At 42.6% G+C, this 23,579-nt stretch carries 20 protein-coding genes and 1 pseudogene; 3 read left to right on the top strand and 18 right to left on the bottom strand.

The genetic code is table 11. The features are described from left to right. Window positions 1-26 precede the first annotated feature (26 nt). The 12 genes and pseudogenes from OCV60_RS09270 to malQ all read right to left on the bottom strand — a co-directional run. A complete protein-coding gene (locus tag OCV60_RS09270) occupies window positions 27-1,361 on the bottom strand; it encodes an MATE family efflux transporter (RefSeq protein WP_262530064.1) in 1,335 nt (444 codons plus the stop codon). Between the two features lie 156 nt (window positions 1,362-1,517). Next, the gene (locus OCV60_RS09275) at window positions 1,518-2,045 is read right to left on the bottom strand and encodes a nitroreductase (RefSeq protein WP_021943348.1); all 528 of its coding nucleotides are present in this window, start codon (window positions 2,043-2,045) and stop codon (window positions 1,518-1,520) included. 205 nt (window positions 2,046-2,250) lie between these two features. Further along, complete coding sequence (locus OCV60_RS09280) at window positions 2,251-3,231, bottom strand: diaminopimelate dehydrogenase (RefSeq protein ID WP_173788895.1); 981 nt, start codon at window positions 3,229-3,231, stop codon at window positions 2,251-2,253. 109 nt (window positions 3,232-3,340) lie between these two features. Beyond that, window positions 3,341-3,937 carry a sugar O-acetyltransferase gene (locus tag OCV60_RS09285; protein ID WP_008399796.1) on the bottom strand — a complete coding sequence of 199 codons (597 nt, stop codon included), beginning with the start codon at window positions 3,935-3,937 and terminating at the stop codon, window positions 3,341-3,343. Window positions 3,938-3,973: 36 nt separating this feature from the next. Next, window positions 3,974-5,674 (bottom strand): type 2 periplasmic-binding domain-containing protein, encoded by a 1,701-nt coding sequence (locus OCV60_RS09290; RefSeq protein ID WP_243863388.1) that lies wholly within the window; start codon window positions 5,672-5,674, stop codon window positions 3,974-3,976. Window positions 5,675-5,724: 50 nt separating this feature from the next. Continuing rightward, window positions 5,725-6,600: a sugar ABC transporter permease gene (locus OCV60_RS09295; RefSeq protein WP_021943344.1), complete on the bottom strand. Its 876-nt coding sequence runs from the start codon at window positions 6,598-6,600 to the stop codon at window positions 5,725-5,727. Then, a complete protein-coding gene (locus OCV60_RS09300; protein WP_021943343.1) occupies window positions 6,600-7,985 on the bottom strand; it encodes a carbohydrate ABC transporter permease in 1,386 nt (461 codons plus the stop codon). Before OCV60_RS09300 ends, OCV60_RS09295 begins: the two co-directional genes overlap by 1 nt. 112 nt (window positions 7,986-8,097) lie before the next feature. Then, window positions 8,098-9,405 (bottom strand): extracellular solute-binding protein, encoded by a 1,308-nt coding sequence (locus OCV60_RS09305; RefSeq protein ID WP_021943342.1) that lies wholly within the window; start codon window positions 9,403-9,405, stop codon window positions 8,098-8,100. Window positions 9,406-9,541: 136 nt separating this feature from the next. Next, window positions 9,542-11,284, bottom strand: a complete 1,743-nt coding sequence (locus OCV60_RS09310) for a sensor histidine kinase (protein WP_262530065.1) — start codon at window positions 11,282-11,284, stop codon at window positions 9,542-9,544. Continuing rightward, window positions 11,277-12,794, bottom strand: coding sequence for a response regulator (locus OCV60_RS09315; protein ID WP_118674758.1), 1,518 nt, complete (start codon window positions 12,792-12,794; stop codon window positions 11,277-11,279). The genes OCV60_RS09310 and OCV60_RS09315 overlap by 8 nt, the downstream gene beginning before the upstream one ends. Before the next feature lie 51 nt (window positions 12,795-12,845). Further along, on the bottom strand, window positions 12,846-15,098 hold the full coding sequence (locus OCV60_RS13055) for a glycogen/starch/alpha-glucan phosphorylase (protein ID WP_334307888.1): 2,253 nt from the start codon (window positions 15,096-15,098) through the stop codon (window positions 12,846-12,848). Window positions 15,099-15,191: 93 nt separating this feature from the next. Beyond that, a pseudogene (gene malQ / locus OCV60_RS13060) lies at window positions 15,192-16,613 on the bottom strand (4-alpha-glucanotransferase); the annotation flags it as partial. A 238-nt stretch (window positions 16,614-16,851) separates the two neighbouring features. Here malQ and OCV60_RS09330 point away from each other — a divergent pair. Further along, entirely contained in the window at window positions 16,852-17,733 is an 882-nt protein-coding gene (locus tag OCV60_RS09330) for an AraC family transcriptional regulator (RefSeq protein WP_262530066.1), read from the top strand. 13 nt (window positions 17,734-17,746) lie between these two features. Here OCV60_RS09330 and OCV60_RS09335 read toward each other — a convergent pair whose 3' ends face one another. Genes OCV60_RS09335 through OCV60_RS09355 form a run of 5 tightly spaced genes read right to left on the bottom strand, consistent with a single transcriptional unit; the run spans window position 17,747 to window position 21,471 of the window. Continuing rightward, window positions 17,747-18,580, bottom strand: a complete 834-nt coding sequence (locus OCV60_RS09335; RefSeq protein ID WP_262530067.1) for a hypothetical protein — start codon at window positions 18,578-18,580, stop codon at window positions 17,747-17,749. Beyond that, window positions 18,570-19,217 carry an ATP-binding cassette domain-containing protein gene (locus OCV60_RS09340; protein ID WP_118674766.1) on the bottom strand — a complete coding sequence of 216 codons (648 nt, stop codon included), beginning with the start codon at window positions 19,215-19,217 and terminating at the stop codon, window positions 18,570-18,572. Before OCV60_RS09340 ends, OCV60_RS09335 begins: the two co-directional genes overlap by 11 nt. Beyond that, window positions 19,214-20,095, bottom strand: coding sequence for a hypothetical protein (locus OCV60_RS09345; RefSeq protein WP_118674768.1), 882 nt, complete (start codon window positions 20,093-20,095; stop codon window positions 19,214-19,216). The genes OCV60_RS09340 and OCV60_RS09345 overlap by 4 nt, the downstream gene beginning before the upstream one ends. After that, the gene (locus OCV60_RS09350) at window positions 20,092-20,667 is read right to left on the bottom strand and encodes a hypothetical protein (RefSeq protein WP_262530068.1); all 576 of its coding nucleotides are present in this window, start codon (window positions 20,665-20,667) and stop codon (window positions 20,092-20,094) included. The genes OCV60_RS09345 and OCV60_RS09350 overlap by 4 nt, the downstream gene beginning before the upstream one ends. A 24-nt stretch (window positions 20,668-20,691) precedes the next feature. Continuing rightward, complete coding sequence (locus tag OCV60_RS09355; protein ID WP_118674772.1) at window positions 20,692-21,471, bottom strand: hypothetical protein; 780 nt, start codon at window positions 21,469-21,471, stop codon at window positions 20,692-20,694. A 150-nt stretch (window positions 21,472-21,621) separates the two neighbouring features. On the opposite strand from OCV60_RS09355, the gene OCV60_RS09360 reads away from it, so the two are divergent. Together OCV60_RS09360 and OCV60_RS09365 are read left to right on the top strand one after the other, a co-directional pair. Beyond that, window positions 21,622-21,993, top strand: a complete 372-nt coding sequence (locus OCV60_RS09360) for a PadR family transcriptional regulator (RefSeq protein ID WP_117785606.1) — start codon at window positions 21,622-21,624, stop codon at window positions 21,991-21,993. Further along, on the top strand, window positions 21,965-22,432 hold the full coding sequence (locus OCV60_RS09365) for a DUF6120 family protein (RefSeq protein WP_262530069.1): 468 nt from the start codon (window positions 21,965-21,967) through the stop codon (window positions 22,430-22,432). Before OCV60_RS09360 ends, OCV60_RS09365 begins: the two co-directional genes overlap by 29 nt. A 114-nt stretch (window positions 22,433-22,546) precedes the next feature. Here the strand turns inward: OCV60_RS09365 and OCV60_RS09370 are convergent, their stop codons facing one another. After that, the gene (locus OCV60_RS09370; RefSeq protein WP_262530070.1) at window positions 22,547-23,578 is read right to left on the bottom strand and encodes a sensor histidine kinase; all 1,032 of its coding nucleotides are present in this window, start codon (window positions 23,576-23,578) and stop codon (window positions 22,547-22,549) included. Window position 23,579 lies beyond the last annotated feature (1 nt).

Raw genomic sequence — 23,579 nt, forward strand, 5'->3', positions numbered from 1 at the left:
CATGCAACTGTGCAATCTATGAAATCTTAACTTTTTCTCTTAACTGCCTGTCGGTAAATGAAAAGTGCGGCAACTGCTGTTATCAGTTCTGCTACCCAGAACGCATTCCAGACACCGACAACACCAAAGATACGACTGAGTACAAATGCAGCCGGAATGATGACAACCACATAGCGAAGCAGGGAGATCATCAATGATGGCGTACCCTTGCCAAGTCCCTCTAATGCACCGGATGAAGTCACGGATACCGAAGAAACAATAAATCCGGCACAGATGATCCGAAGTGCCGTCACGCCCTCCGTGATCGTTACCTGATTATCCGAGAACATTCCGATCAATTTAGCCGGGAAGATCAGACAGATCACTGTTCCAAATACCATGATCAGACCAATGATCGTAAGTGTAATATTATAAATGCTACGGACACGCTTATGCTCTCCCGCTCCGTAATTATAGCTAATTACCGGACGCATACCCTGGATCATGCCGTTTGCAGGAAGATATAAAAATGTCTGCAATTTATAATAGATTCCAAGGATCACAACATAGATCTGTGAATAGGTGCTTAATATCGCATTCAGTGCAGTCGTAAGCAGGGACGGAAGTGCCATATTAAGAATAGCCGGAATACCAATCGCATACAACTTCCCTGTCAGATAATCCTCCGTATGCAGATATCGTCTGCCGATCTTTACGGATATTGGACGGAACACATAGACAAACAGATAGATCAACAGGGTAAACACCTGTCCAAGTCCGGTTGCAAGTGCAGCACCCCGGATTCCCATTTTCGGAAATGGTCCGATACCGAAGATCAATAGGGGATCTAATACAATGTTCATCAGGCATCCACCGCCAAGTCCGACCATTGTAACAACCATTCTTCCAACTGCCTGATAGATCTTCTCAAATGACAGATCAATGGAAATAATAACAGAAAATGCAAATACGATCATCGAATACTGAATTCCCATCTGAACAACTGTCTCATTCGATGTGAACATCCGCAGAAATCCCGGCATGATCCGAATACAGACTACTGTCATGATCACACCATGAACAACAGAAAGAAGAGTACCCTTTGACGCTGCTGCATTTGCCTTGTCCGGTTCCTTTGCGCCGAGATAGAACGCGATCACCGCATTGATTCCCACGCCAAAACCGATGGCTACCGCATTTACAAAATTCTGGATCGGAAAGACAAGCGACAGAGCTGTCATCGCATCCTCGCTGATCTTCGCTACAAAAAAGCTGTCCACAATGTTGTACAGAGAATTGACCAACATCGATAATATCATCGGAAGTGCCATTGACAAAAGCAGCGGCAGCACCGGTCGTTCTTTCATAAATTCTTCGTTCATACATTTCTCCCTCTCTACATAAAAACGCCACACAGTTATAAATGGTTTCACTTATAGCTGTGTGGCGAAAAGATGACTTATTTATTATCCGGAAAAATCCACTCCATTCGTTTTCGTGGGTATTCTACCATATTTTTTCAGAATGTCAATAACTGCTTAGCGAATATAGTATACTCTGTTATCCTTTCTTGGAATAACATCAGGATACGCTCCATCCGTAAATCCAAGTGCGCAATGTCCGACACCGATATAGTCGCCGGTAATTCCAAGGCCTTCAAGGATCTGCTTTCCTTCTTCGCTTTCGAATTCTTCTTTTGCACGGTGGATCCAGCAGCTTCCGATTCCAAGATCATGTGCGGCAAGCATCAGATTTCCCATCGTCAGGCTTCCGTCATAGACAGCAGTCGGACAGGATGCATCTGCCAGTACGATCAATATAACAGGTGCTCCGTAAAATGGATCAAAGCCTTCCTCCCAGCCACCGATCATACGGTTCATCTCCATGATCTTATCCCGCATCTCTTTATTTGTTACCGCAATAATGATCGGAGACTGCAAGCCTCTGCCGTTTGCAGCAAATGTTCCTGCTTCAATGATCTGATCCAGAACATCCGCCGGAACCATATCCGGTTTGAATTTCCGGATGCTTCTTCTCGTCTTCATCTCATCCAAAACAACGCTCATCTTAAAATCCTCCTTATTACAAGTACTGGCACAATTCATAAGATGGTGTCAAGCATGTTGCCTTTACCAATCAGGGAACGCTTCCGCTCGTTTCGTCCTGCAACGGTACTAAGATGCCGCCTTTGCGCCATCAAGTACCGGCGGACTCAAATGCCCCTGTATTGGTAAATCAACATGCTTATACACCATCTAATAAATTATGCAATTACAACAAGCTCTTGCGGAGTTCTGCTCCGTCTTTTGCGCTCAGGTACGCCGGTGCTATATCGAACACGGTCTTACATCCGCTCTGTCCTTCTTTGTACAGACGGTATGCTGCTCTTGCATAAGCCACGATGACACAGGATGTGAATTCCGGGTTGGAATCCAGCTTCAGGCTGTATTCGATCACATGATTATTTTCCAGATTCCAGCCGGTCTTACCGGAACGGATCACAAATCCACCATGAGGAATTCCACTGTGGTTTGCCTTTAATTCTTCTTCACTGATAAAGTGAACCGTCGTATCATAATCGGCAAAATAGTTTGGCATGTTCTTGATCGTTTCTTCAACTTTTACAGGATCGGCACCGTCCTCTAATACAACAAAGCACTCTCTTGTGTGCTTTTGTCTGGTTGTAAGTTCTGGATTCTCACCATTTCTGACTGCTTCCAGTGCTGCTTCTACAGGGATCGTATACTGCTTGCCATCCTTAACACCCTCTACACGACGGATCGCATCGGAATGTCCCTGGCTGACACCTTTTCCCCAGAATGTATAATCACGGCCTTCCGGTAAGATCGCATTTGCATACATACGGTTTAAAGAGAACATACCCGGATCCCAGCCTACTGAGATGATGCCGACATGACCATTCTTCTTTGCGGCAGCATCTACATTTGCAAAATGCTCCGGAATTCTTGCATGTGTATCGAAGCTGTCTATAACATTGAACATCTCTGCATACTTTGGTGTCTGCTCCGGCAGATCGGTAGCACTGCCGCCGCAGAGGATCATGACATCGATCTTATCCTTCCACTGCTCCACATCATTTACAGAACAAACAGTTGCTCCCTCTGTTAATATCGATACTGTCTCCGGTGCACGTCTGGTAAATACCGCTGCTAGCTCCATATCCGGATTCTGCTTGATCGCACACTCAACACCCCGTCCAAGATTTCCATATCCTAAAATACCTATTTTCATGTTTCATACTCCTTTGCAAAATTACTTTTCTTTCAGTTTAATGATTCAAAAAGAGCCTGTCAACTTTTTCATTGACAGACTCCCATTTCATTTTCTCAACAATATAATTCTACTTTAAACGGTCTTCCTCCGTGATCTCGCGAATGACTCTGCATGGATTTCCGGCAGCCAATACTCCCGATGGGATATCTCTCGTAACCACGCTACCGGCTCCGATCACAGAACCGCTGCCGATCGTTACACCGCCACATACTGTTACATTTCCTGCCAGCCAACAGTTATCTCCGATCGTGATCGGCTTCGCATATTCCCGGTCTGTATACACGCCGTCTTCCCTCTTATAAATGTTACGCTCCTGAAAACGAAACGGATGCATCGGTGTCAGCAGAGAAACATTCGGTCCCATAAATACATTGCAGCCGATCTTAACAGGTGCACAGTCCAGACAGGTAAAATTAAAGTTCGCATAACTGTTCTCGCCTATCTCGGTAAAGCAGCCGTAATCGAACTGAACCGGTCCCTGAAGATATACATTCTTACCCTTATTCGGAATCAGCTCTGCCAGGATCTTCTCGCGTTTCTCATCCGTCTCAAAGCAGTCATTATACTCTTTACTCAACCGATGCGCATTCTGTCTTAATCGTATTAATTCATCATCAGATGGATCATAAACGGATCCTGCTATCATTTTTTCTCTTTCTGTCATCTTAATATGCCTCCGTATAAAAACATCGGAAACTTCTTATTCTATCTCAGCCCGTACCTCTTTTGTGATCGTTTCACCGCCATTCTGATACCAGTTCTCGACAAAACGATCAAATTCATCGAGTGAACTCTCACCGGTTACAATCTTCAGATAAGTGTCACTTTCCAGATTCTCAAGGCTCCACCAGTCTGTAACCATCGTTTCCGTTTCTCCAAAATATAACGACTCTACTTTGTTCGTCCTTCCATCGTTTAAGATCTTACAGGCTGTGATACGGGAAGTATACGCCGCCCAATCTTCCGCACTGGCATTCTCCGCATCCTTCAGATAGGATTCGCATGCCTCATAATAGGAATATTCCAGTACGTTCAGATCATCTGCGGATTTGTCCCCCGCAAATACATGATTTAGTTCTCCATAGCAGATCTGCAAAGCATTGTTGTAATCTACATTGATCGCAAACGGTCTGGCGGTAGGGTCTACATTTTCTTTATAATAATCGACAATCTCCTGATTGTCTCTGTCATTATACCGCAAATAGTCAAATAATACACTAACAATCTTACATGCAATCTCCGGATATTCATAACCCTTACGCACTACAATATACTTACCGGAAGGATTCTGTGTATGATAACTGGTAAGTCCGGATTCCTCTGTTGCGATCAGATAAGGCTGCCACTCGGCATCTTTATTCTGTTCCACTGCCTGCATCAGCGGGTTATTCGGTGCCCACCAGGGGCCAAAGAAAGAACCGCATTGACCATCCACGATCAGCTCGATCAGGTTACTGCTCGTCCGCATCAGAAAATCCTGATCCAGAATTCCCTCTTTATACAACTCATGGATATGGGCAAGTGCCTCTTTCGCCTCCGGCTGAACCGAACCGTAGACAACATTGCCGTCCTCATCATAAATCCACTGTTTCGGAAATGCACCATATGCAGCAAATATAATATCTAATGTGTATTCGCTGCTATAACCACAACCGCCGCAGAGACTGGTATCACATACAAGCCCTACGGTATTTCCTGCCCCATTATGTCCGGGATCTTTTTCTTTAAATTGTCTTATGATCTCTTCTACATCCGAGAGTGTTCTCGGTGCGGACAGCCCAAGTGCATCCATCCAATCCTTACGAAGCCAGATCAGATTCGGTCCGTCTGAGATATTCGTTTCCGGTATCGCCATGATCTTCCCGCCAAAGGTTACAACATCAAGGATATCCCGACCATAGCTTCCATATATATTCTTGATCGTATCGCTCATACAGTTATTATAGCTGTCTGTCAGATCTGCGATCATATCATTATCCACCAGATACTGAAGCTCATCCAGATCCTCCACGATCATCACATCCGGAAGATCATTCTGTGCGATCACCATGGTCACACTATCGGTATATTGCTCATCCATAGCCTCAAACACATCCTGATTTTGAACATTTAGCCTTTCATTCAACAGCCTTGTATAAGCATTATTTTCATACGTCTCGCCATCCGGGAGATTGGAATTATTTGCTCCGGACAGCTTACCCAGTGTGTAGGTAAGCTGTTCCGGATATTTTCCGTAAGGTGTCGTGCGGGCTGTATATAACGCAGCTTCATATTCTTCTTTTGTCTCTGTATTCTCCCGGGTGGAGGGGGTAGCCCCGGAATCACCGCATCCACATAAGATCAATAAATTTATAATCAGCACACATGAAATAATCTTTTTTAAATACGAACCTGTAATCATATACATTCCTCTGTTTCAACCAAACTATAAGCAAATAATCATATGATCCCTTAACCTTTTACACCACCGGAGAAGCTCTCACGATAACACTTCTGCATAAACATGAACAGAATGATGATCGGAACTGAGATCAGCACCGCACCGGCTGCAAAGGAATTGAACCACGGATACACATATTCTTTCTCTAACATATTCCAAAGTCCGATAGATACGGTATAGTAATCCTTATTTGCACGGCAGATAACCTTTGCAAATACGAAATCAATCCAAGGAGCAAGAAAGGAATTCAGAACCGTATATACAATGATCGGACGGCTTAACGGAATAATGATCTTAGTAAACGACTGCCATCTGGTTGCTCCGTCCAGATAAGCTGCTTCCTCGATTGACTTCGGAATCGTATCAAAGAAGCCTTTTGCAATATAGAACTGTAAGCCTGCACCACCGGAATAAACCAGGATAAGTGCAACACGGATCAAGGATCCTTCTGACAGTCCGATCGCCTTTAAGATATAATAAACTGCGATCATAGCCATGAATCCCGGGAACATACCAAGGATCAATGCTACATTCATAAATGGGCGTCTCAGTCGGAAACGCATTCTCGACATACAGTATGACATCGCCAATACAAATACTGTAGATATTATACAGGAGAAAATCGCAATAATCAAAGTATTCATGAACATCTTCGGAAAATTCAGGATACCGGTATCTGTAAATAACTTTGTGTAATTGCCAAGAGTATACGCCTTTGGCAGCAATGTAGAAACATACTGTCCTTTTTCTCCACGGAAGCTGATCAGAACGATCCACAGAATCGGGATCACCCAGATCACAGAAAGAATTACCAGTATAATATGAACAACGATATCCGATGGTGTAAGCTTCTGTTTTCCATTTATTTTCTTACCTGTTTTAGTCATTACTGGAATCCCTCCTCGTCTTTATAAGATGTTGTATTATGATAGGTGATCAGAGATACGATCGCAAGAACGATAAATGTCATGATACCGATAACCGCACCCAGATTATAATACTGATTATCAACTGTCAGCTTGTAGAGCCAGGTAACCAGAAGATCGGTCTTTCCTGCTGTCTTTCCAACCGGAATCGGTGCTCCGTTTGACAGAAGATAGATTACATTAAAGTTATTAATATTACCTGCAAAAGTCGTGATCAGATACGGAGCTGTTACAAATAACATATATGGAAGTGTGATCTTAAAGAAGATCTTCACCGGTCCGGCTCCATCCACTTTTGCGGCCTCATAGATATCTTCCGGTATACTTTGTAAGATACCGGTCACCTGCATAATGGTAAACGGAATACCGATCCAGATATTGATCACGATAACCATGATACGGGCAATGGTTGCATTGCTCCAGAACGGAATTGCATTGTCGATGATATGATGATTCAGTAATAAGGTATTTACGATACCATTCTGACTGAAGATCGTACGCATCAAAAGCAGGGATACAAACTGTGGAACGGCTGCGGATAACATGAAGATCGACCTCCACACACTCTTACATCTTGTTCCCTTTCGATTGATGACCATTGCAAGGATCATACCGAAGATATAGTTGGTAAATGTCGCAGCAACCGCCCATACCAGCGTCCATCCGAGAACGGACCAGAATGTACTTCCGACTGCGTCATTAAAATTCAAAATCTTGGCAAAGTTTTTCAGTCCTACCCAGTTAAACAATACCGTATGGGAATCCAGCTTACTGTAATTTGTAAATGCCATACAGATCATGAATACGAGCGGCAGGATCGTAAAGACAACAATCCCGAGTACCGGAAGTGGAAGCAGAAACATATGAAGGTTTTTATCAAATAAACTCTTAATATCATCTGTAAATCCCGGAACTTTCTTCCCTGCATCATGCAGGCACTGTGCACGATATGCGCTCTCGACACTGACTACCCAGAGGCATACAAATGCAAATATGATAAATACCGTGGCTACTCCATATAATAACATCAAAAGGGAATTATCACCCTGTGTATATTCAAATATGCCTTTTGCATCATTCCACACCTTCTCCTGTTCTGCTCCTCCCAGATGGAAGAAATCGGTCAGAAGGGATGCACCGTTTTTTATCATGAAATAAATAAATATGCTTTCAAGTACCAGAAATGATAAACCTTTTACAAACTGTTTTCTGACAATGTTTCCGAATCCCATGATCAGGAACGATAATCTGGTGATCCAGTCACCATTTCTCATGGCCTTGAAAACAGTATATTGATAATCACTTCGTCTTATTTTTTTCTTTTTGCTTACTGTCGCTTCAGCCATCCTGACACCTCCGTCTCAAAGTAAATGTTGCGTTTTTACGTCTCTTTCATAAAATAAAGTGTTCCACCACCCCTGTGGAAATGGAACACTCTATCTTATGATCTGTTTATTTTTACTCTGCTACATCTGTGTTCAATGATGTATTGAATGCTTCTGTCTGCTCAGCAGCATTATCATGTGTAACTTCACCGTTTAAGAGTGCCTTACCAAAATTCTCTGCCGGTGTCCAGAAGTTACTCATCTTAGGTACAAATGGCTGGATCATAGATGTATTGTTGAAGGTATCGTTCTGAGCTGTTACTAATGCATCATTCTTTACCGTATCACTCTCTAAAAGATTTGTGTTACAAGGAACAATGCTTCTTGCTTCATAATGTGACTGCTGTGATTCTTCGTTACCAAGGTACAGGGCAAGTGCTACTGCTACCTGTGGATATTCACAGTTTGGATTTACACCGATTGCCTTTGAACCGGCAAATGAAAGTAACTGCTTATCAGATCCGCCGATCTTGGCTGTAGGCATAGCTGCGATTCCAAGATCATCACCAAGTGCATCATGTAATGCCTTATAATCCCATGAACCGGAAAACATAGCTGCGATAGATCCATCTGTCATACCGGAAATACCGACACCGGATTCATCATTTACAAAATTCTTATTCGCTACAAGATCTACAAGGTAATCTGTAACAGCCTTTCCATTGTCTCCGCCAAAGTTGATTCCTGCGTCGTTATCTGTACCATCACCGAATAATGTACATCCGTTTGCAAGATAGAATGCTGCATCATACCAGCTGTTTGTAAGAGGAAAAGCAACTTTTCCTTTTTCAAGCATTGTATCAAGGCTCTTTACATCGCTGTCTGAATATACTTTCTTGTTATAGTATAAAAACCATGTATTTGTTGTAAACGGAACACCATAGATTCCGCCATCTACTGTGATAGAATCCACAACTGCCTGTGAGTTTGTTGACTTTACATAGTCTGCTGTGCTTCCGCCTAACTCCGAGATTGCATTTGCATCGATCAGTGTCTGTAACTGGTCGTTTGCGAACATATATACATCTGCTGATGCGGATACATCCTGTGTTACGGTCTTTCCTGCATCTGCCTCGCTGCATGTACCGTATTCAAATGAAAGATCCCAGTTTGGATGTTCCTTATTAAATGCTTCACATCTTCCCTGAAGCCATTCACCATAATCCGGTGACTGATCCTCGGCAGGTCCCCATACTGTAATTGTTGCTTTAATGTTTTCCTCTTCTGCAGATGCATCAGTACTCTCTCCTGATGTTGCCTCTGCATTTGATGCTGTTGTGGAATCCTTGGATGTATCATCCTTCTTATCTCCACATCCTGCGAGTAATGACATGCACATAGCTCCTGCCAGTGCAATCGCTGCATACTTTCTTAACTTCATAACCGTTCCTCCTTTAAATAAGTCATGTTTTTTGTTTGTTTTTTAATACTTTTGCAGTACCTTTACCTTATGACATTATTATAAAAAGGAACCGTTTCATCGTATATATCAATAATTTCAGAAACATGTTGGTTTTTTATGAATGTTTGATTTCTGCATGCAGTTCTTTTGGAAAATGGATCGTGACGGTCGTTCCCCTGCCAACTTCACTGTCGATACAAACCGCATATTCCGCGCCATAATACAGTTTGATACGTTCATTGACATTTCGCACACCATAGCCCTTTGAATCGGCAGTCAGTATCAGCTCCGCCTGTTCTTTGGTCATACCGACACCATTATCGGATACCGCAAACCGGATATCTTTATCGTCCTCTTTTCCACTGATGCGGATCTCTCCTCTGCCATCCTGTTTCAGATCTATGCCATGATGGATCGCATTCTCAAGAATCGGCTGCAAGATCAGATTTAAAGTCTCATATTTTAAAATAGAATCATCGATATCATAGATGACATCGAAGCTGTCATCATGCATCGTAAGCTGGATATCCAGATATGCTTTGATGTTCGCGATCTCATCCCGGACAAGCAGGATATTCTTTCCCTTATTTAACGCTGTCCGGTAAAAGGTGGACAACGACAACGTGATACGGCTGATATCCTCCTGGTCTGCCTCTAATGCTTTCCAGTTAATGATAGACAGTGAATTATACAGGAAATGCGGATTGATCTGCGCCTGTAACGCCCGCATCTCATATTCCTTTTCTTTGATCTTGCTTCGGTATACTTCATTGATCGTTGCATCCAGACGCTTCGTCATACTGTTATAACCATTGATCAGATCACCGATCTCATCCGTACTGTCATTCTCAATCTCCATACCAAGATTTCCGGTTTCCAGATTGCGCATTTTCTTCTGAAGCTTACTGATACGTTTCGTTATGAACTCGGAAATTATACGGATACATGCGATTGCTGCCATCAGACTGACCAGGATTGCGGCAGCAGCAATTATTAAGATTGGCTGAACCGAAGAAATGATCAGCCGATCCGGCTTATAGATCCAGATCTTCCAACCGGATGCCTTCGACTCCCGCTTAATAAACTGATAACCGGAATTCTTCTGCCCTACTGTTGCAAAGAACTGTTCCTCTGATAATTCATACGGCTGTTTTTCTACTGTAAATACACTCTTTTTAAAGATGCAGTTACCTTCTGCATCCTCTATCACAACGCCATAATTATCAAATACTGTTTCGTTATTAAACGGCTGGAATACGCTGTCATAATCTACCCCTACATAGAGCAGACCTTTTGCCTTTTTCTGCTCCAGCATGGCCATGCGGTTTAACGAATAAGCAGTCTTATCCTTCGCATTCACGATCCAGTGGATCTGGTTATCACCGACCATCCCATAATTTTCTTCTTCATTTTCAAGTGTCGTAATAGGGGCGATCGTACTGCCGTGCTTCACCTGACAGGCATCCGTGTAGATCGTTACCTGCTTTACATCATCATGAAAATACATAATAGAAGAAAGCAGGGGATCTATGACACTTGCCACCTGCTCATAATTCTGATATGTACTCTGATCTGAGCTTAAGATCTTCGCGATCGACTGATTATAGGATATATAATTAGAAAGATTGTTATAAATCTCTAACTCATTATCAAGCGCATCCGTCGTCTGTGTCAGATACGATTCCAGGATCATTGTCTCACGATCCCACAGGATCTTCTTCATCTCATGGTAGGTGATCGTCAGCGTGATCATGATCGGCAAAAGCCCGGCAAGTATATAAATGACCAACAGCTTGCCGGATAATCGCAGATTCTGGAACCCTCTTTTTATCCTTTTATCCATCCGTTTTTTATGCATCCGCCTGTCCTCCGCTCTCTCTGAATTTCTGCGGACTCACGCCAAAGAACTCGCGGAAGCTGGAACAGAAATAAGACACGTTCGGATATCCGCATGCCACACTGATATCTACGATCTTCGTCATGCTGTTCTCTAACATATCCTTTGCCTGTTCCATCCGGTATGCCTTGATGAATTTGCTTAGATTCTGTCCGGTCTCTTTCTTAAATACCGTACTTAGATAGCTCGGTGCAAGATGTACCATATCTGCCAGCATATCGATTCCAAGCTCACTTCCATAGTTCCGGTAAATATACTGCTTCACCAGTTCTACTTCCCGATGTGCTGTCTGTGTCTTCCCTGCAAAACAGGTTTCCAGTCTCCGGATCGCTTCTTCGACAAGCTCCGTCAACACCTGAAAATCTGTCGCCATATATAATTTCTCAATGTCTTTATTTAACTCTGCTTCATCTGTCTCATCGATGCTTCCGTAGATATCCTTCATCAGATTCGAGAACAGGAACTTGATATAGATCTGGGAGTACTCTGTCTTATGTCTGTACTTCTCACAGAATCTCTGAAAATGCTCCCGGAGTGCTTCCACATCCTTCATCTTGATATCCTGTTTCATCTGCTTCATAAAGGTGTCGTCATCGAACTGGATAATACCCGGAGTCTCGCCCTCCATGTTCGGATAAAATACATGGATCTCCGGATGGTAGAATTTGTTCTCCATCAGCACTTCGAGTTCTTCCATCTTATCTGCCACTTCAGACAGATCACCGATATCAGAGGATATCGCTATGTAACAGTCAGCATCATAATCGTCTTTGATGATCTTTACGATCTCATTTGCCTTACGGAGAATATTCATCTCATCCCCTAAGAATAAGATCTCCTGCTGCTGGTTCAGGTTCAGATATTGCAGGATCCCAATCGACTTTAAGTTCTCATTTTCTTTGAAATCCACTCCACGTCTGCCGAAGAAATCATGATTGAATTCCAGCAAAAGCATATTTCTGAATTTACCCAGATCAAGCGATAATCCGCTGTATTCCTGTCTGAGCTTCGTAACATCCGTTCCGTTCAACAGCATATAGAGCGCATGCTCATATAAGAATTCCATGCTCTTATTCTTCAGCTCGTCCGAAGCCTTTGCTTCTTCCAGCTCATTTACGACCTTATTCAGGGTATTCTTGAATTCATTTGGATCGACCGGCTTTAGGATATAATCAATAACACCCAGCCGGATCGCTTTCTTTGCATAGTCGAATTCATTGCATCCGCTGAATATGACTGTGCGCAGCTTTTTCTTTTCCTTCACAACATGGTCGATCAGTTCGATTCCATCCATGAAAGGCATCTTTACATCTGTAAGCAGGATATCAAAATCTTCTTTCTCCAGCTTCTCCAGTGCATCCACACCATTTACCGCTTCTGCAATCTCAAATTCCAGATTCAGTTTTTTTAAGAGAAACCGGATACCATTTCTTTCTATCTTCTCATCATCTACGATCAATATCTTGTACATATCTATCAACGCCTTTCTATGGTGGAAATATATATCTTATTTTAACACATTTTACAGCTTCCAGATATCTTTATTATATTCTGCGATCGTACGATCAGAGGAGAAGAAGCCTGCCTTACTGATATTTACCAGAGTCTTCTCTGCCCAACCCATACGATCTTCATAATCGGCAAGCACCTGTTCCTTTGTCTGAATGTAATCACAGACATCAAGAAGTGTCATAAACCAGTCTTTTACGATCAGCTCGTTATGAAGTCTGGTAAGAGCTTCCTTCTGACCGATCGCAAGCAGCTCATCACTCACGATGAAGTCTACCAGCTTCTTGATCTCCGGCTTCTCATAAAACTCTCTTGCCACATAGTCTGCCTTTGCATAGTGCTCGATCACTTCTTCACTGGATTCACCAAAGAAATAAATATTATCCTCGCCAACCAGCTCTCCGATCTCTACATTTGCACCATCACGGGTTCCCAGAGTAACCGCACCGTTTAACATGAACTTCATATTTCCTGTTCCGGATGCTTCCTTGGATGCCAGTGATATCTGCTCTGAGATATCGCATGCCGGAATAATCTTTGCTGCCTTTGATACATTATAATTCTCGATCATGACAACTTTCAAGTACGGACTTACCTCAGGATCATTATCGATCAGCTCCTGCAAGCAGAGGATCAGATGAATGATGTCCTTTGCGATCGTATAAGCAGGTGCAGCCTTCGCTCCAAATATAACTGTGACCGGAGTCTCAGGCAGGTGTCCCTTCTTGATCTCAAAATATTTGTAGATCACCCAGAGGGCGTTCATCTGCTGACGCTTGTATTCATGCAGTCTCTTGACCTGAATATCAAAGATCGAATTCTCGTTGATGTCGATTCCCTGTGTCTCTTTCAGGTAGTCCTTTAAGACTGCCTTATTGCTCTTCTTGATCGCAAGGATCTCTTCTAATACGTTCTTATCTTTGTAGTAAGAAGCCAGCTCCTGTAACTTATCGGCATCCTTCTTGTAGTCCGGTCCGATCAGCTCTGTGATGTAGGCTGCCAGCTTTTCATTGCAGTATAATAACCATCTTCTGAATGTGATACCATTTGTCTTATTGTTGAATTTCTCAGGATAAATCTCATAAAATGGATGCAGCTCTGAATTCTTCAGGATCTCGGTATGCAGATAAGCAACACCATTTACACTGTGGCTGTAATGCATATCGATATGTGCCATATGCACACGGGAATCTCTATCTATAATATAAACACGCTCATCCTTATAACGGTTTCTGACCTTTTTATCCAGCATACGGATCACAGGCATAAGCTGTGGAACGACCTTCTCCAGATAAGCAACCGGCCATTTCTCCAATGCTTCTGCAAGGATCGTATGATTCGTATAAGCACATACATCGGTTACGATCTCCGTTGCCTCATCAAAGGAGATACCTTCTTCCATCAACAAACGGATCAACTCAGGGATCACCATAGATGGATGTGTGTCATTGATCTGAACGGCAGCGTAATCTGCAAGGTCATGGAGATTCGAACCTTTCTCCTTTGCCTCTGCAAGGATCAGCTGTGCACCATTTGCAACCATGAAATACTGCTGATAGATACGAAGTAAGTTACCGGCTTCGTCACTGTCATCCGGATAAAGACAGAGTGTCAGGTTCTTCTTGATATCTGTCTTATCAAAGCTAATGCCATCCGGCTCCATGATACTCTCATCCACGCTCTCGATATCAAATAAATGCAGTTTATTTGTGCGGTTCTCATAACCTGTCACATCGATGTCATACATTCTGGACTGAACGGTACAGTTTCCGAACCGGATCGTGTTGCTTACATCGGTCTTTGTCAGCCAACTGTCTGCCTCGATCCATGGATTCGCAGTCTCCTTCTGATAGTTATTCTCAAATACCTGCTTGAACAGACCCATATGGTAATTTAATCCGATACCATCTCCCGGAAGTCCGAGTGTCGCCATCGAATCAAGGAAGCAGGCTGCCAATCGTCCGAGTCCGCCATTTCCAAGAGATGGTTCCGGCTCTACTTCTTCGATGTCATAGATGCTCTTACCGTTTTCTGCCAGCACCTGTTTTACTTCATCGAAGATTCCAAGATTGATCAGATTGTTGGATAACAGCTTACCGATCAGGAACTCTGCTGATATATAGTAAACCTTTTTCTTGCCATCCTCTGTAACCTTGTCCTCTGCTAATTCTTTTGTCATATCAAGCAGCGCAAAATAGATCTCCTCATTGCTGCATTCCTTGATCGTCTTATTATATTTTTTCTTACAAATCTCTGTTAACATCATATCCTCCTTACAAAAATATTGCTTCACAGCATTTCTTCCATATACTCTTGCTAATTCCCTTAATCTGTCTCTGATCTCGTCTGTAAATTCACCCTTCTTCATCCGCCAGCGCCAGTTTGTACCGATCGTAGACGGAAGATTCATCCGTGCTTCGTTATCCTTTCCAAGCAGATCCTGCATCTGAACGATAACGGTATCGGCAGGGCTCATATATAATACCTGCATCATCTTCTCCGGGATCTCCTGCTCATCTGCCGCTCCCAGATATTTCATCATAAATGTAAGATTGTCCTTTGATGCATTCTCGATATATCCTTTTAATGTGTCATTATCGTGTGTTCCGATATAGACAACGTAATTCTTTTCGTGATTATGCGGTGCATGTTCATTCTCCGCATTTCCGTCAAATCCAAACTGTAAGATCTTCATTCCCGGATAGCCGGATTCCTTCACCAGCTTCTGTACCTCCGGCACAATGACTCCCAGATCTTCTGCGATCACCTTTGCATTTCCTCTGGCACTGTCGATCGCATCTACCAGCTTCTTTCCCGGGCCCTCCAGATAGAATCCGTTCTTTGGTTCTCCGTCTGCCGGAATGTTGTAATACCGCACAACCCCGATGAAATGATCGATACGGATCACATCATAGAGACTGGCTGATTTACGGATCCGGTTCTTCCACCACGAGAACCCATCCTGCTCCATACGATCCCAGTCATACAAAGGATTGCCCCATTTCTGACCGTAATCGGAGAATGCATCCGGTGGACAACCGGCTACACACACAGGCTGTAGATCATGATCTAACTGAAATTGTTCTGTATTTGCCCATACATCTGCACTGTCCAGTGCTACATAGATTGGAATGTCGCCGATCAAACTGATACCATGACGGTTGGCGTAAGATTTGAGTGTCTTCCACTGCTCATCGAATTTGAACTGAAGGAACATATAGAATCCGATCTCATCGTGTAACTGTTCCCTACACTTACGAAGTGCTGTTTCTTCTCTCTTTAAAACCGGTTCTTCCCAGCTTAACCATTCTTTGTTCTCATGGTCTGCCTTGACCGCCATATAAAGGGCGTAATCCGGAAGCCAGTTTTCATTTTCCGTGAGAAATTCTGCATACTGCTTTGATGTCTCATGCTTCGATCTGCCATATGCTTTTCTCAATACCTCAAACCTTTGTCTGTACAGGCGGGCGTAATCGATGTCATCCAGCTGATCGTACCAGCTATATGCATCTACCTCCTCCTGTGTCAGTAAACCTTCATGAATCAGAATGTCGAAATCGATAAAATAAGGATTACCCGCAAATGCTGAAAATGACTGATACGGACTGTCACCAAAGCTGGTTGGTCCGATCGGAAGCACCTGCCAGTAACGCTGGCCTGCCTCCTTCAACCTGTCAACAAATTCATATGCCTCTTTCCCCAGAGATCCGATTCCATAAGGGGATGGAAGGCTGCTGATCGGCAGGAGGATTCCTGCGCCACGCTCTAACGCTTTCTTCATGTCTGATACCTCTTTATTAAATTTTCTATTGAACAGCTATCCATTCGCCTGCATTTAATAAAGGTAAAGGTAAGGTAAAGGTCGTATATTCGGAATGTCTGTTCTGGTTTGTATTCTAATATCTTTTTCGCGCGATTTCTTGCATAATAAGAGCATTTTATGATACTATTCTATCATTCACAACTTTGAGGTATTCTATCTTACCAAAACAGGTGGACGCGAGGAAAGGAGTATATATATGAACAGTTTAGAATATGAAAATTATATGGAGACCAAGGCGCACGCCGATCCGCTTTTCCCTTACAACACCTATCTGTGCTCGATCCCGCTCGACTTCAATGCCGTTCCACTCCACTGGCATCCATATATGGAGATCATCTATATTAAGAAAGGAAAAGGAAATGTAACGCTGGATTTCACGACGCACTATGTAGAAGAAGGAGATATCATTCTGATCCTGCCGGGAAGGATCCACGGCATCTCTCAGTATGCCTCCTATTCGATGGAATATGAAAATATCATTTTCTCTGTTGATCTGTTCCGATCCAGAAACCACGATACTCTGGACAGTGAGTTTTTCCTGCCTCTGCTCTCCGGTGAATTAAATATAAAGAGTATCTATGACCGTGACGATCCATTATATGAATCCTTGTCCTCCTGCCTGAACCGGATAGATACCCTCTGTGCATCGACTCCAAAGGGATATCAGCTTGCTCTGAAAAGCTGCTATTTTAAATTCTTCTATACCCTGTATACACATGCAGAGCAAAAGGCAGAAACCTCAGACCGAAAGAATCATGCAAAGAATCTGGATCGTACCAAAGCGATCTTGTCTTATATCGACCGAAACTACAAAGAAGCAATATCCATTGCGGACATTGCTTCTTACTGTGGATTCTCTGAATCCCATTTTATGCGTTTTTTTAAGAATACGATGGGTGTATCCTTTACCACCTATCTGTGTGATTTCCGGTTAAATATCGCAGCCAGACTTCTTGTCACAACCGATGACAGCATCCTGTCCATCGCAGAAAGCTGCGGTTTCTTTAACCTGTCCTACTTCAACCGAACCTTCAAGAAGAAATATGGTGTCACACCCGGAGAGTATCGGAAGCGGTAGTAACCCGCTTTCTTTATTCCCTGCCAAATACATCTTTTTTCCGGACAATGATATAGCCGATCACCCACAAAGCAATGATCCAAATGGTCAGATACAATAATCCAAACCTGACAGACAGTGCATCTGCTCCATCACTACTAAAAAAACGGGCGATCATAGCATATCCATGCGGAAGATAACGACTACCATAATAACTGCTTACGACCAACATCATAAATACAACAACCATACCTGCCGAACTGCTGTACTGTACTGTAAGTATCATCTGAAGAAGAGACTGTATGATGCCAACCATTAATGGCAAAACAAGCAGATTCACAAGCATATCTGATGCCCCAACTCCTATAAAATCTGTTCCATATATCATGTTAGCCAATGTTATATGATCCCTGAATGATATCTCTCCGTACCGTGCCCACGCATACGCAAGTGTTCCAAGCCATGCACATGTAAAATACAGCAGATTCACACAAATACACCAAGCACATTTCGAGCACCACCAGATTGAACGCTTCCTGCTCTTAACCATCATATACATACCAAATCCATGCATATCCTGCCGGATATAATCTCCAACACAGAACAGCAGACACAGATACAGCATAAACCACGTCATTGGAACTCCAAATGAACTATCTCCTGTAAACGAAAAAGGGCTTTGTCCCTGAAATAGATTCAACCCATATTCCCATATTGACAGGTTCTGTCCATACCACTGCCAGAAGTACTCGCCGGCCTGATCGACCATACCACAGGCAATCGCACCAATCAGCACAGCCAGAATATATCGTCCAATATATTTTACCAGCCCCTGCCGGATATCATGTTGAAAAAACTTAACGATCATTCTCCGTCTCCTTTATAATCCTTCCCTCTGACATATAGATTTTCTCATCCGCCAGATAATCCATTTCAGATTTATCATGACAGGCAACGATAATGATACGGTTTTCAGCCGAAAGCCCACGAATAATTGCACGGATCTCCTGCACTCCATCTGCATCGATCGCATTGATCGGTTCATCTAACAGGATCAGTTCCGGACTTCCCATGATCGCTGCCGCGATTCCAAGGCGCTGCCGCATACCAAGTGAATACTTGTAAAATTTTTTCTTATCATCCGGATCCAGTCCCACCTGTTCCAGAACCCGGCGTACTTCTGCCTTATCGACATTTTTCTGAAGACCAGCCAGCATCTCCAGATTCTGTTTTCCTGTATAATCATTTAGAAATGATGGATTCTCAATCAACATACCAACACTTTCCGGAAATGAAATATCTTTACCAAGTATCTTATCTTTGATCCGTATAGTTCCGAAACTTGGATAGATCAGGCCTGCCATTAAACGCATCAACATGGTCTTGCCACATCCATTCTTTCCGCATAAACCGTAGATCCTGCCACCGGTGAATGTATAATTAATATCATCCAGCACGGTAGCTCCCTTAATCACCTTTTTTAAATTTGTAATTTCTATTTTCATTCCATTGCTCCAGTTCTTAATACATCTTTTTTATAGTTACTTGCAGCAAACAGCACTATAAGGATCAGAAACGTTCCTGACATTGATAAGAACAGAGAATGCCAGGTAAGCTTCATGCCTTGTTGTGCGGGATTTGGGATCAGACTGATATTATATGCATTTATATCCGGGATCAGATTATGAACTCCATAATACATACAGCAGTTAAACATCAGTGGCAGGATCGTCAATACAAACCCGTTGTTGCAAAACTGTGTGATCGCCAGCGCCATCAGTGCAAATAAACCGCCATAGATAAAATCTATAAAAATATACCATGCTGCATACAACGCCGGTGCTTCATACACAAGATCCCCCAGAAGTGCCCGTCCCGGTACAACCGACTGCAATGCCATTGGGTCTGTTACAATAATCGGCATAAAACAAGCAATCGACAGAAAATTAACAAGCAATGGTATTGCTATCACACATCCTCCACTTACAAATGCAGCTATCCCTCTGGCTGTCAGATACCTGCGTCGTCCACATCGTATGATCATCTGACCGGCATACCCATTGTTCCATTCGGAAAACAACTGGCTTCCATATGGAAGCACTGCCAGAAATGGCAGCAACAGATAGAATAGCTGATTGCAGGGTGACTGCAGCTCTGTTCCTAACCATCCATCCAGAACACCAATCTCATACCAGTATCCATATTCCTTATCCATTTCCCCGGCTTCCGCAACCTCTTCATATTCAGCATTATTCGGAGCATAAGCATATCTGTAAATCCACACTGTATGGTACAGACTGATCAACAATCCAACCACCAGCGCAATATAAAATCCTTTTGTCCGGAACGCTTTCTTTAATTCCAAGCTTACAACCTGTCTCACTGTTCTCCCTCCATTTCTATATCTGTGATCTGTAATCTGTTTTTCACCGGATATGTTCCGAGAACCATCTCATATACCACCTGATTGTTCTCCACCTGCTCCCATTGTTCTTTTGTTAAGACTTCCTTATATATTTCATAAGGAATATAAAGGGTATCTCCCGATACAAATGTTCCATCCGATAATGCCGGATTCAGATCACTGAAAAAGAATGGATCAAATTGATTAAATACATGGAAATACTGAATTGAAGGCATCGTTTCCAACACATTCTGATCCTGAAGCTTCTTCACTGTATATGCCACCATCAATAACTTCGTATTTTCTCCTGTAAGCCACGATTCCTGATAACTCTGATATTCCGGATGTTCTTTGAAATAATCCTCATAATTCCATAGAACAGCGCCTTTGATCTGATAAGTTAATCCTCTGTATGTCAGACTATCTCCCTGTGCGATCACATTCTGTTCCGGCAGTCTGGCATGTGCAGTTACATAACAGATCCGGGCTCCAATTATTAAAAACACAGCAATTGCCAATGCTATACCTGCTATTTTCTTCTTTTTATCCACTTCGTTCTTTTTCCTTTCATAACGCTATGAATCAATCCTGATAAAAATATGCTTTGTATCCTTGTTCACATTAAATGCTGCTCCCATTGTTATATCTGCTCCCGGAATTCCCAGATACCAGGTACACGGATCAAATAACTCAGATGGCTTAACTGACCCATCTTCTCCATAACTAACGCATTGGATCCCTACCTTCACCAGTGCAGATTCTCCCGGCTGAAGTTTAGGTGCTGTCGGATTCTTCGCATCGACAGGATGTTCCGCCGGGTTCGCATAAAATACTTCCGAAAAACTGCCTTTGATTGGATCCGGATCGCCATCCTCAAATCCCAGATCCGGATCATAGGAATATCCATCTGCATTAACCGGTGCCGCGATCAGTTCATTTGGATAATATGCCTGTTTTGAATCACTTTCATTTGTAACTTCAATCTCTGCATAGACGATCATACTTTCGTCCTCTAATTTAATATCAGGATCACTATAATCTTTCCGATAATCTTCACCGGCCTCAAAATCCGCCGGACTGTCATACAGCTTCAACTTCTTCACTTCAAATCCAAAACCACCAAATGACTGCTTGCCATCTTCCATGGTAAAGATATGTTTCTGTTCTGCTGATGCAACATCCTTCTGGATCTGCTGCTGACGTTTCTGTTCTTCCGCTTCCACACTTTCTGAATTTTCCTGTGAAGATGTTTCCTCCTGCATTACATCCTTATGCTTTCTTCTGTAAAAGCCGGCAAAAACAATGCCTGCGATACAGATGATAACAAGAATCACAACTACAAGTTTCTTTTTCATATAAACCTCTCTTTCCTTTTGTTGTCCCATTTTGCTTTATCTATATATTAATAACACGCAATGTGTATATCAATAGTATTTTAGTTTTTCTATACATTTACAAAATAAATGATATATGTTATATTTAAACCCTGAATTTGAGGTGTTGTAATGGATCGAAAAAGCAACTTTCGACGTGGATCCGTCGAACTAATGGTCTTACATCTGTTAAGCTTACGGGATTACTATGGATATGAGCTGACACAGATCATAAGACAGGAAACGAATGGCGTCATTGATATTCCGATTGGTTCATTATACCCGGCATTATACAAATTAATTGATGCCGGATATATCTCTGATCATAAGGAACAAGTGGGAAAAAGAATGATTCGTATATACTATCACTTAGAGGATAGCGGGAAAACACGATTAGATCTTTTGTTACATGATTACTACCAGACCAATCAGGCAATTCAGGACATTTTAAGATTTAATGGAGATGAACAAACAGATGAACACGAAGAAAAAAGGGGAAATTAACAGGTATATGCGCAAAGTGCGCCATCTGTTGCCTACCATGCACAAAGCAGAGCGTAGATTTATCACCAACTTACGCCAGGATATAGAAGAAATGGCTCAGACCAGACCTTCTATATCCTATGAGGCGTTAGTAACTGAATTTGGTGACCCACATGAACTTGTAAACAATTATATTTCTGAAAAAGACATTGATACAATTCGAAAAGAATTACATATTTCACATTATATTAAATCACTTGTTATCACAGGCATTCTTGCGATTTTACTGGTAACCGGATTTAAGATGTTGCTTGCTCATCTGGACTACCTACATGCTCAGGAAAGCCAAATTGCATATGATACCACAGTAATAGAAGAATTGGAAACCTCATCAGCAGAAGAAGCATTAGAACCATCTGATATATATGATGATACAACAGCTAATGAAGAGGAACATTAATCCAACTCTGTCATGTTCCAAAACCGGAACATTATCTTAAATAAATGCAAAAGCAAGGAAACCAAATGAAAATCCCAACTTACAGGATTCCCATTTGGTTTCTTTGCTTTTCTTTTATTCTTCTACCACCGGAAAATATACTTTTATCTCACAGCCGCCTGCAGCTTCATCAGAGGAAACATCCAGTTCCACATTCAGGTCATGTGCCATTTCTTTTGCAAGATAAAGTCCCATACCGGTCGCTTTCTTCCGCCGGTCTCCGGAATCTCCGGTAAAGCCTTTCTCAAATACATACGGAAGATCGCAGGCTTTGATACCCACACCATTATCCCGGACAGACAAAATGATCTGCTCCTGCTCTCTGATACAGGAGATCCAGAGCTGTGTATCCTTTCCTTTGCTGTATTTGATCGAATTACTGATAAACTGTCCGAGCATAAATGCGAAGCCACGTTTATCGGTAAATAATGTGTTCTCCTTTATATCAAGCTGAACCTGTATCTTCTGTTCTTCTAACAGTGGTGTGAAATCCTCCAGCACTTCTTTTACACAGGTTTCCGTATCGACCGACTCAAACCTGTAATCTTTTCTCGCCCCCTTTAAACGGGCATAGTATAACATCTGGTCGATATATCTCTGCATCTGACAGTTGATCCGGTCAAGCTTGCATACCACATCTTCTGATAGCTCGTCTCTGTGATTGTCCAGCATAAATGTCAACAGGGCAAGCGGCGTCTTTACCTCATGCGCCCATGCTTCCACATATTCCTCATAATCATTTAGCTGTAACTTCGTCTGTGCGCATTGATCCATCTGTTCATGTAATATCTGACTGAAGCTTCTGATCTCTGCCTGCAGATTCTCCGCATCATGAAACAGTTGTTCCTCATGATAGGAATCCGGCACTGCAAGGAATTCATCAAATGCTTTCTTCCGTTTTCTCTCTTTCTTTGCCAGATAAAGAACAGCCGTTACAAATACCAGCAGGCTGAACAGAATTACCGATATTGCGATCACCTGAAATGCCTGTGCATCGATCAACCATAACAGCAGGATACTGAGCAGATCAAGCAGTCCGATGATCCCCAGCCAGAATCTATTCTGTTTTATGATCTGTCCGATCTCCTTTATGGATATATGTTCCATC

The sequence above is a fragment of the Coprococcus ammoniilyticus genome (genome assembly GCF_025567345.1).
GTDB classification, from domain to species: Bacteria; Bacillota; Clostridia; order Lachnospirales; family Lachnospiraceae; genus Coprococcus; species Coprococcus ammoniilyticus.

Excerpts from the sequence above, each read along its gene's own strand:
- OCV60_RS09270 (WP_262530064.1), bottom strand. The coding sequence starts at position 1,361 with ATGAACGAAGAATTTATGAAAGAACGACCGGTGCTGCCGCTGCTTTTG.
- OCV60_RS09340 (WP_118674766.1), bottom strand. The coding sequence starts at position 19,217 with ATGAAAATAGAAATTACAAATTTAAAAAAGGTGATTAAGGGAGCTACC.
- OCV60_RS09370 (WP_262530070.1), bottom strand. The coding sequence starts at position 23,578 with ATGGAACATATATCCATAAAGGAGATCGGACAGATCATAAAACAGAAT.
- OCV60_RS09315 (WP_118674758.1), bottom strand. The coding sequence starts at position 12,794 with ATGTACAAGATATTGATCGTAGATGATGAGAAGATAGAAAGAAATGGT.
- OCV60_RS09295 (WP_021943344.1), bottom strand. The coding sequence starts at position 6,600 with ATGACTAAAACAGGTAAGAAAATAAATGGAAAACAGAAGCTTACACCA.
- OCV60_RS09285 (WP_008399796.1), bottom strand. The coding sequence starts at position 3,937 with ATGACAGAAAGAGAAAAAATGATAGCAGGATCCGTTTATGATCCATCT.
- OCV60_RS09360 (WP_117785606.1), top strand. The coding sequence starts at position 21,622 with ATGGATCGAAAAAGCAACTTTCGACGTGGATCCGTCGAACTAATGGTC.
- OCV60_RS09335 (WP_262530067.1), bottom strand. The coding sequence starts at position 18,580 with ATGATCGTTAAGTTTTTTCAACATGATATCCGGCAGGGGCTGGTAAAA.
- OCV60_RS09310 (WP_262530065.1), bottom strand. The coding sequence starts at position 11,284 with ATGCATAAAAAACGGATGGATAAAAGGATAAAAAGAGGGTTCCAGAAT.
- OCV60_RS09290 (WP_243863388.1), bottom strand. The coding sequence starts at position 5,674 with ATGATTACAGGTTCGTATTTAAAAAAGATTATTTCATGTGTGCTGATT.
- OCV60_RS09330 (WP_262530066.1), top strand. The coding sequence starts at position 16,852 with ATGAACAGTTTAGAATATGAAAATTATATGGAGACCAAGGCGCACGCC.
- OCV60_RS09280 (WP_173788895.1), bottom strand. The coding sequence starts at position 3,231 with ATGAAAATAGGTATTTTAGGATATGGAAATCTTGGACGGGGTGTTGAG.
- OCV60_RS09365 (WP_262530069.1), top strand. The coding sequence starts at position 21,965 with ATGAACACGAAGAAAAAAGGGGAAATTAACAGGTATATGCGCAAAGTG.
- OCV60_RS09275 (WP_021943348.1), bottom strand. The coding sequence starts at position 2,045 with ATGAGCGTTGTTTTGGATGAGATGAAGACGAGAAGAAGCATCCGGAAA.
- OCV60_RS09355 (WP_118674772.1), bottom strand. The coding sequence starts at position 21,471 with ATGAAAAAGAAACTTGTAGTTGTGATTCTTGTTATCATCTGTATCGCA.
- OCV60_RS09300 (WP_021943343.1), bottom strand. The coding sequence starts at position 7,985 with ATGGCTGAAGCGACAGTAAGCAAAAAGAAAAAAATAAGACGAAGTGAT.
- OCV60_RS09305 (WP_021943342.1), bottom strand. The coding sequence starts at position 9,405 with ATGAAGTTAAGAAAGTATGCAGCGATTGCACTGGCAGGAGCTATGTGC.
- OCV60_RS13055 (WP_334307888.1), bottom strand. The coding sequence starts at position 15,098 with ATGATGTTAACAGAGATTTGTAAGAAAAAATATAATAAGACGATCAAG.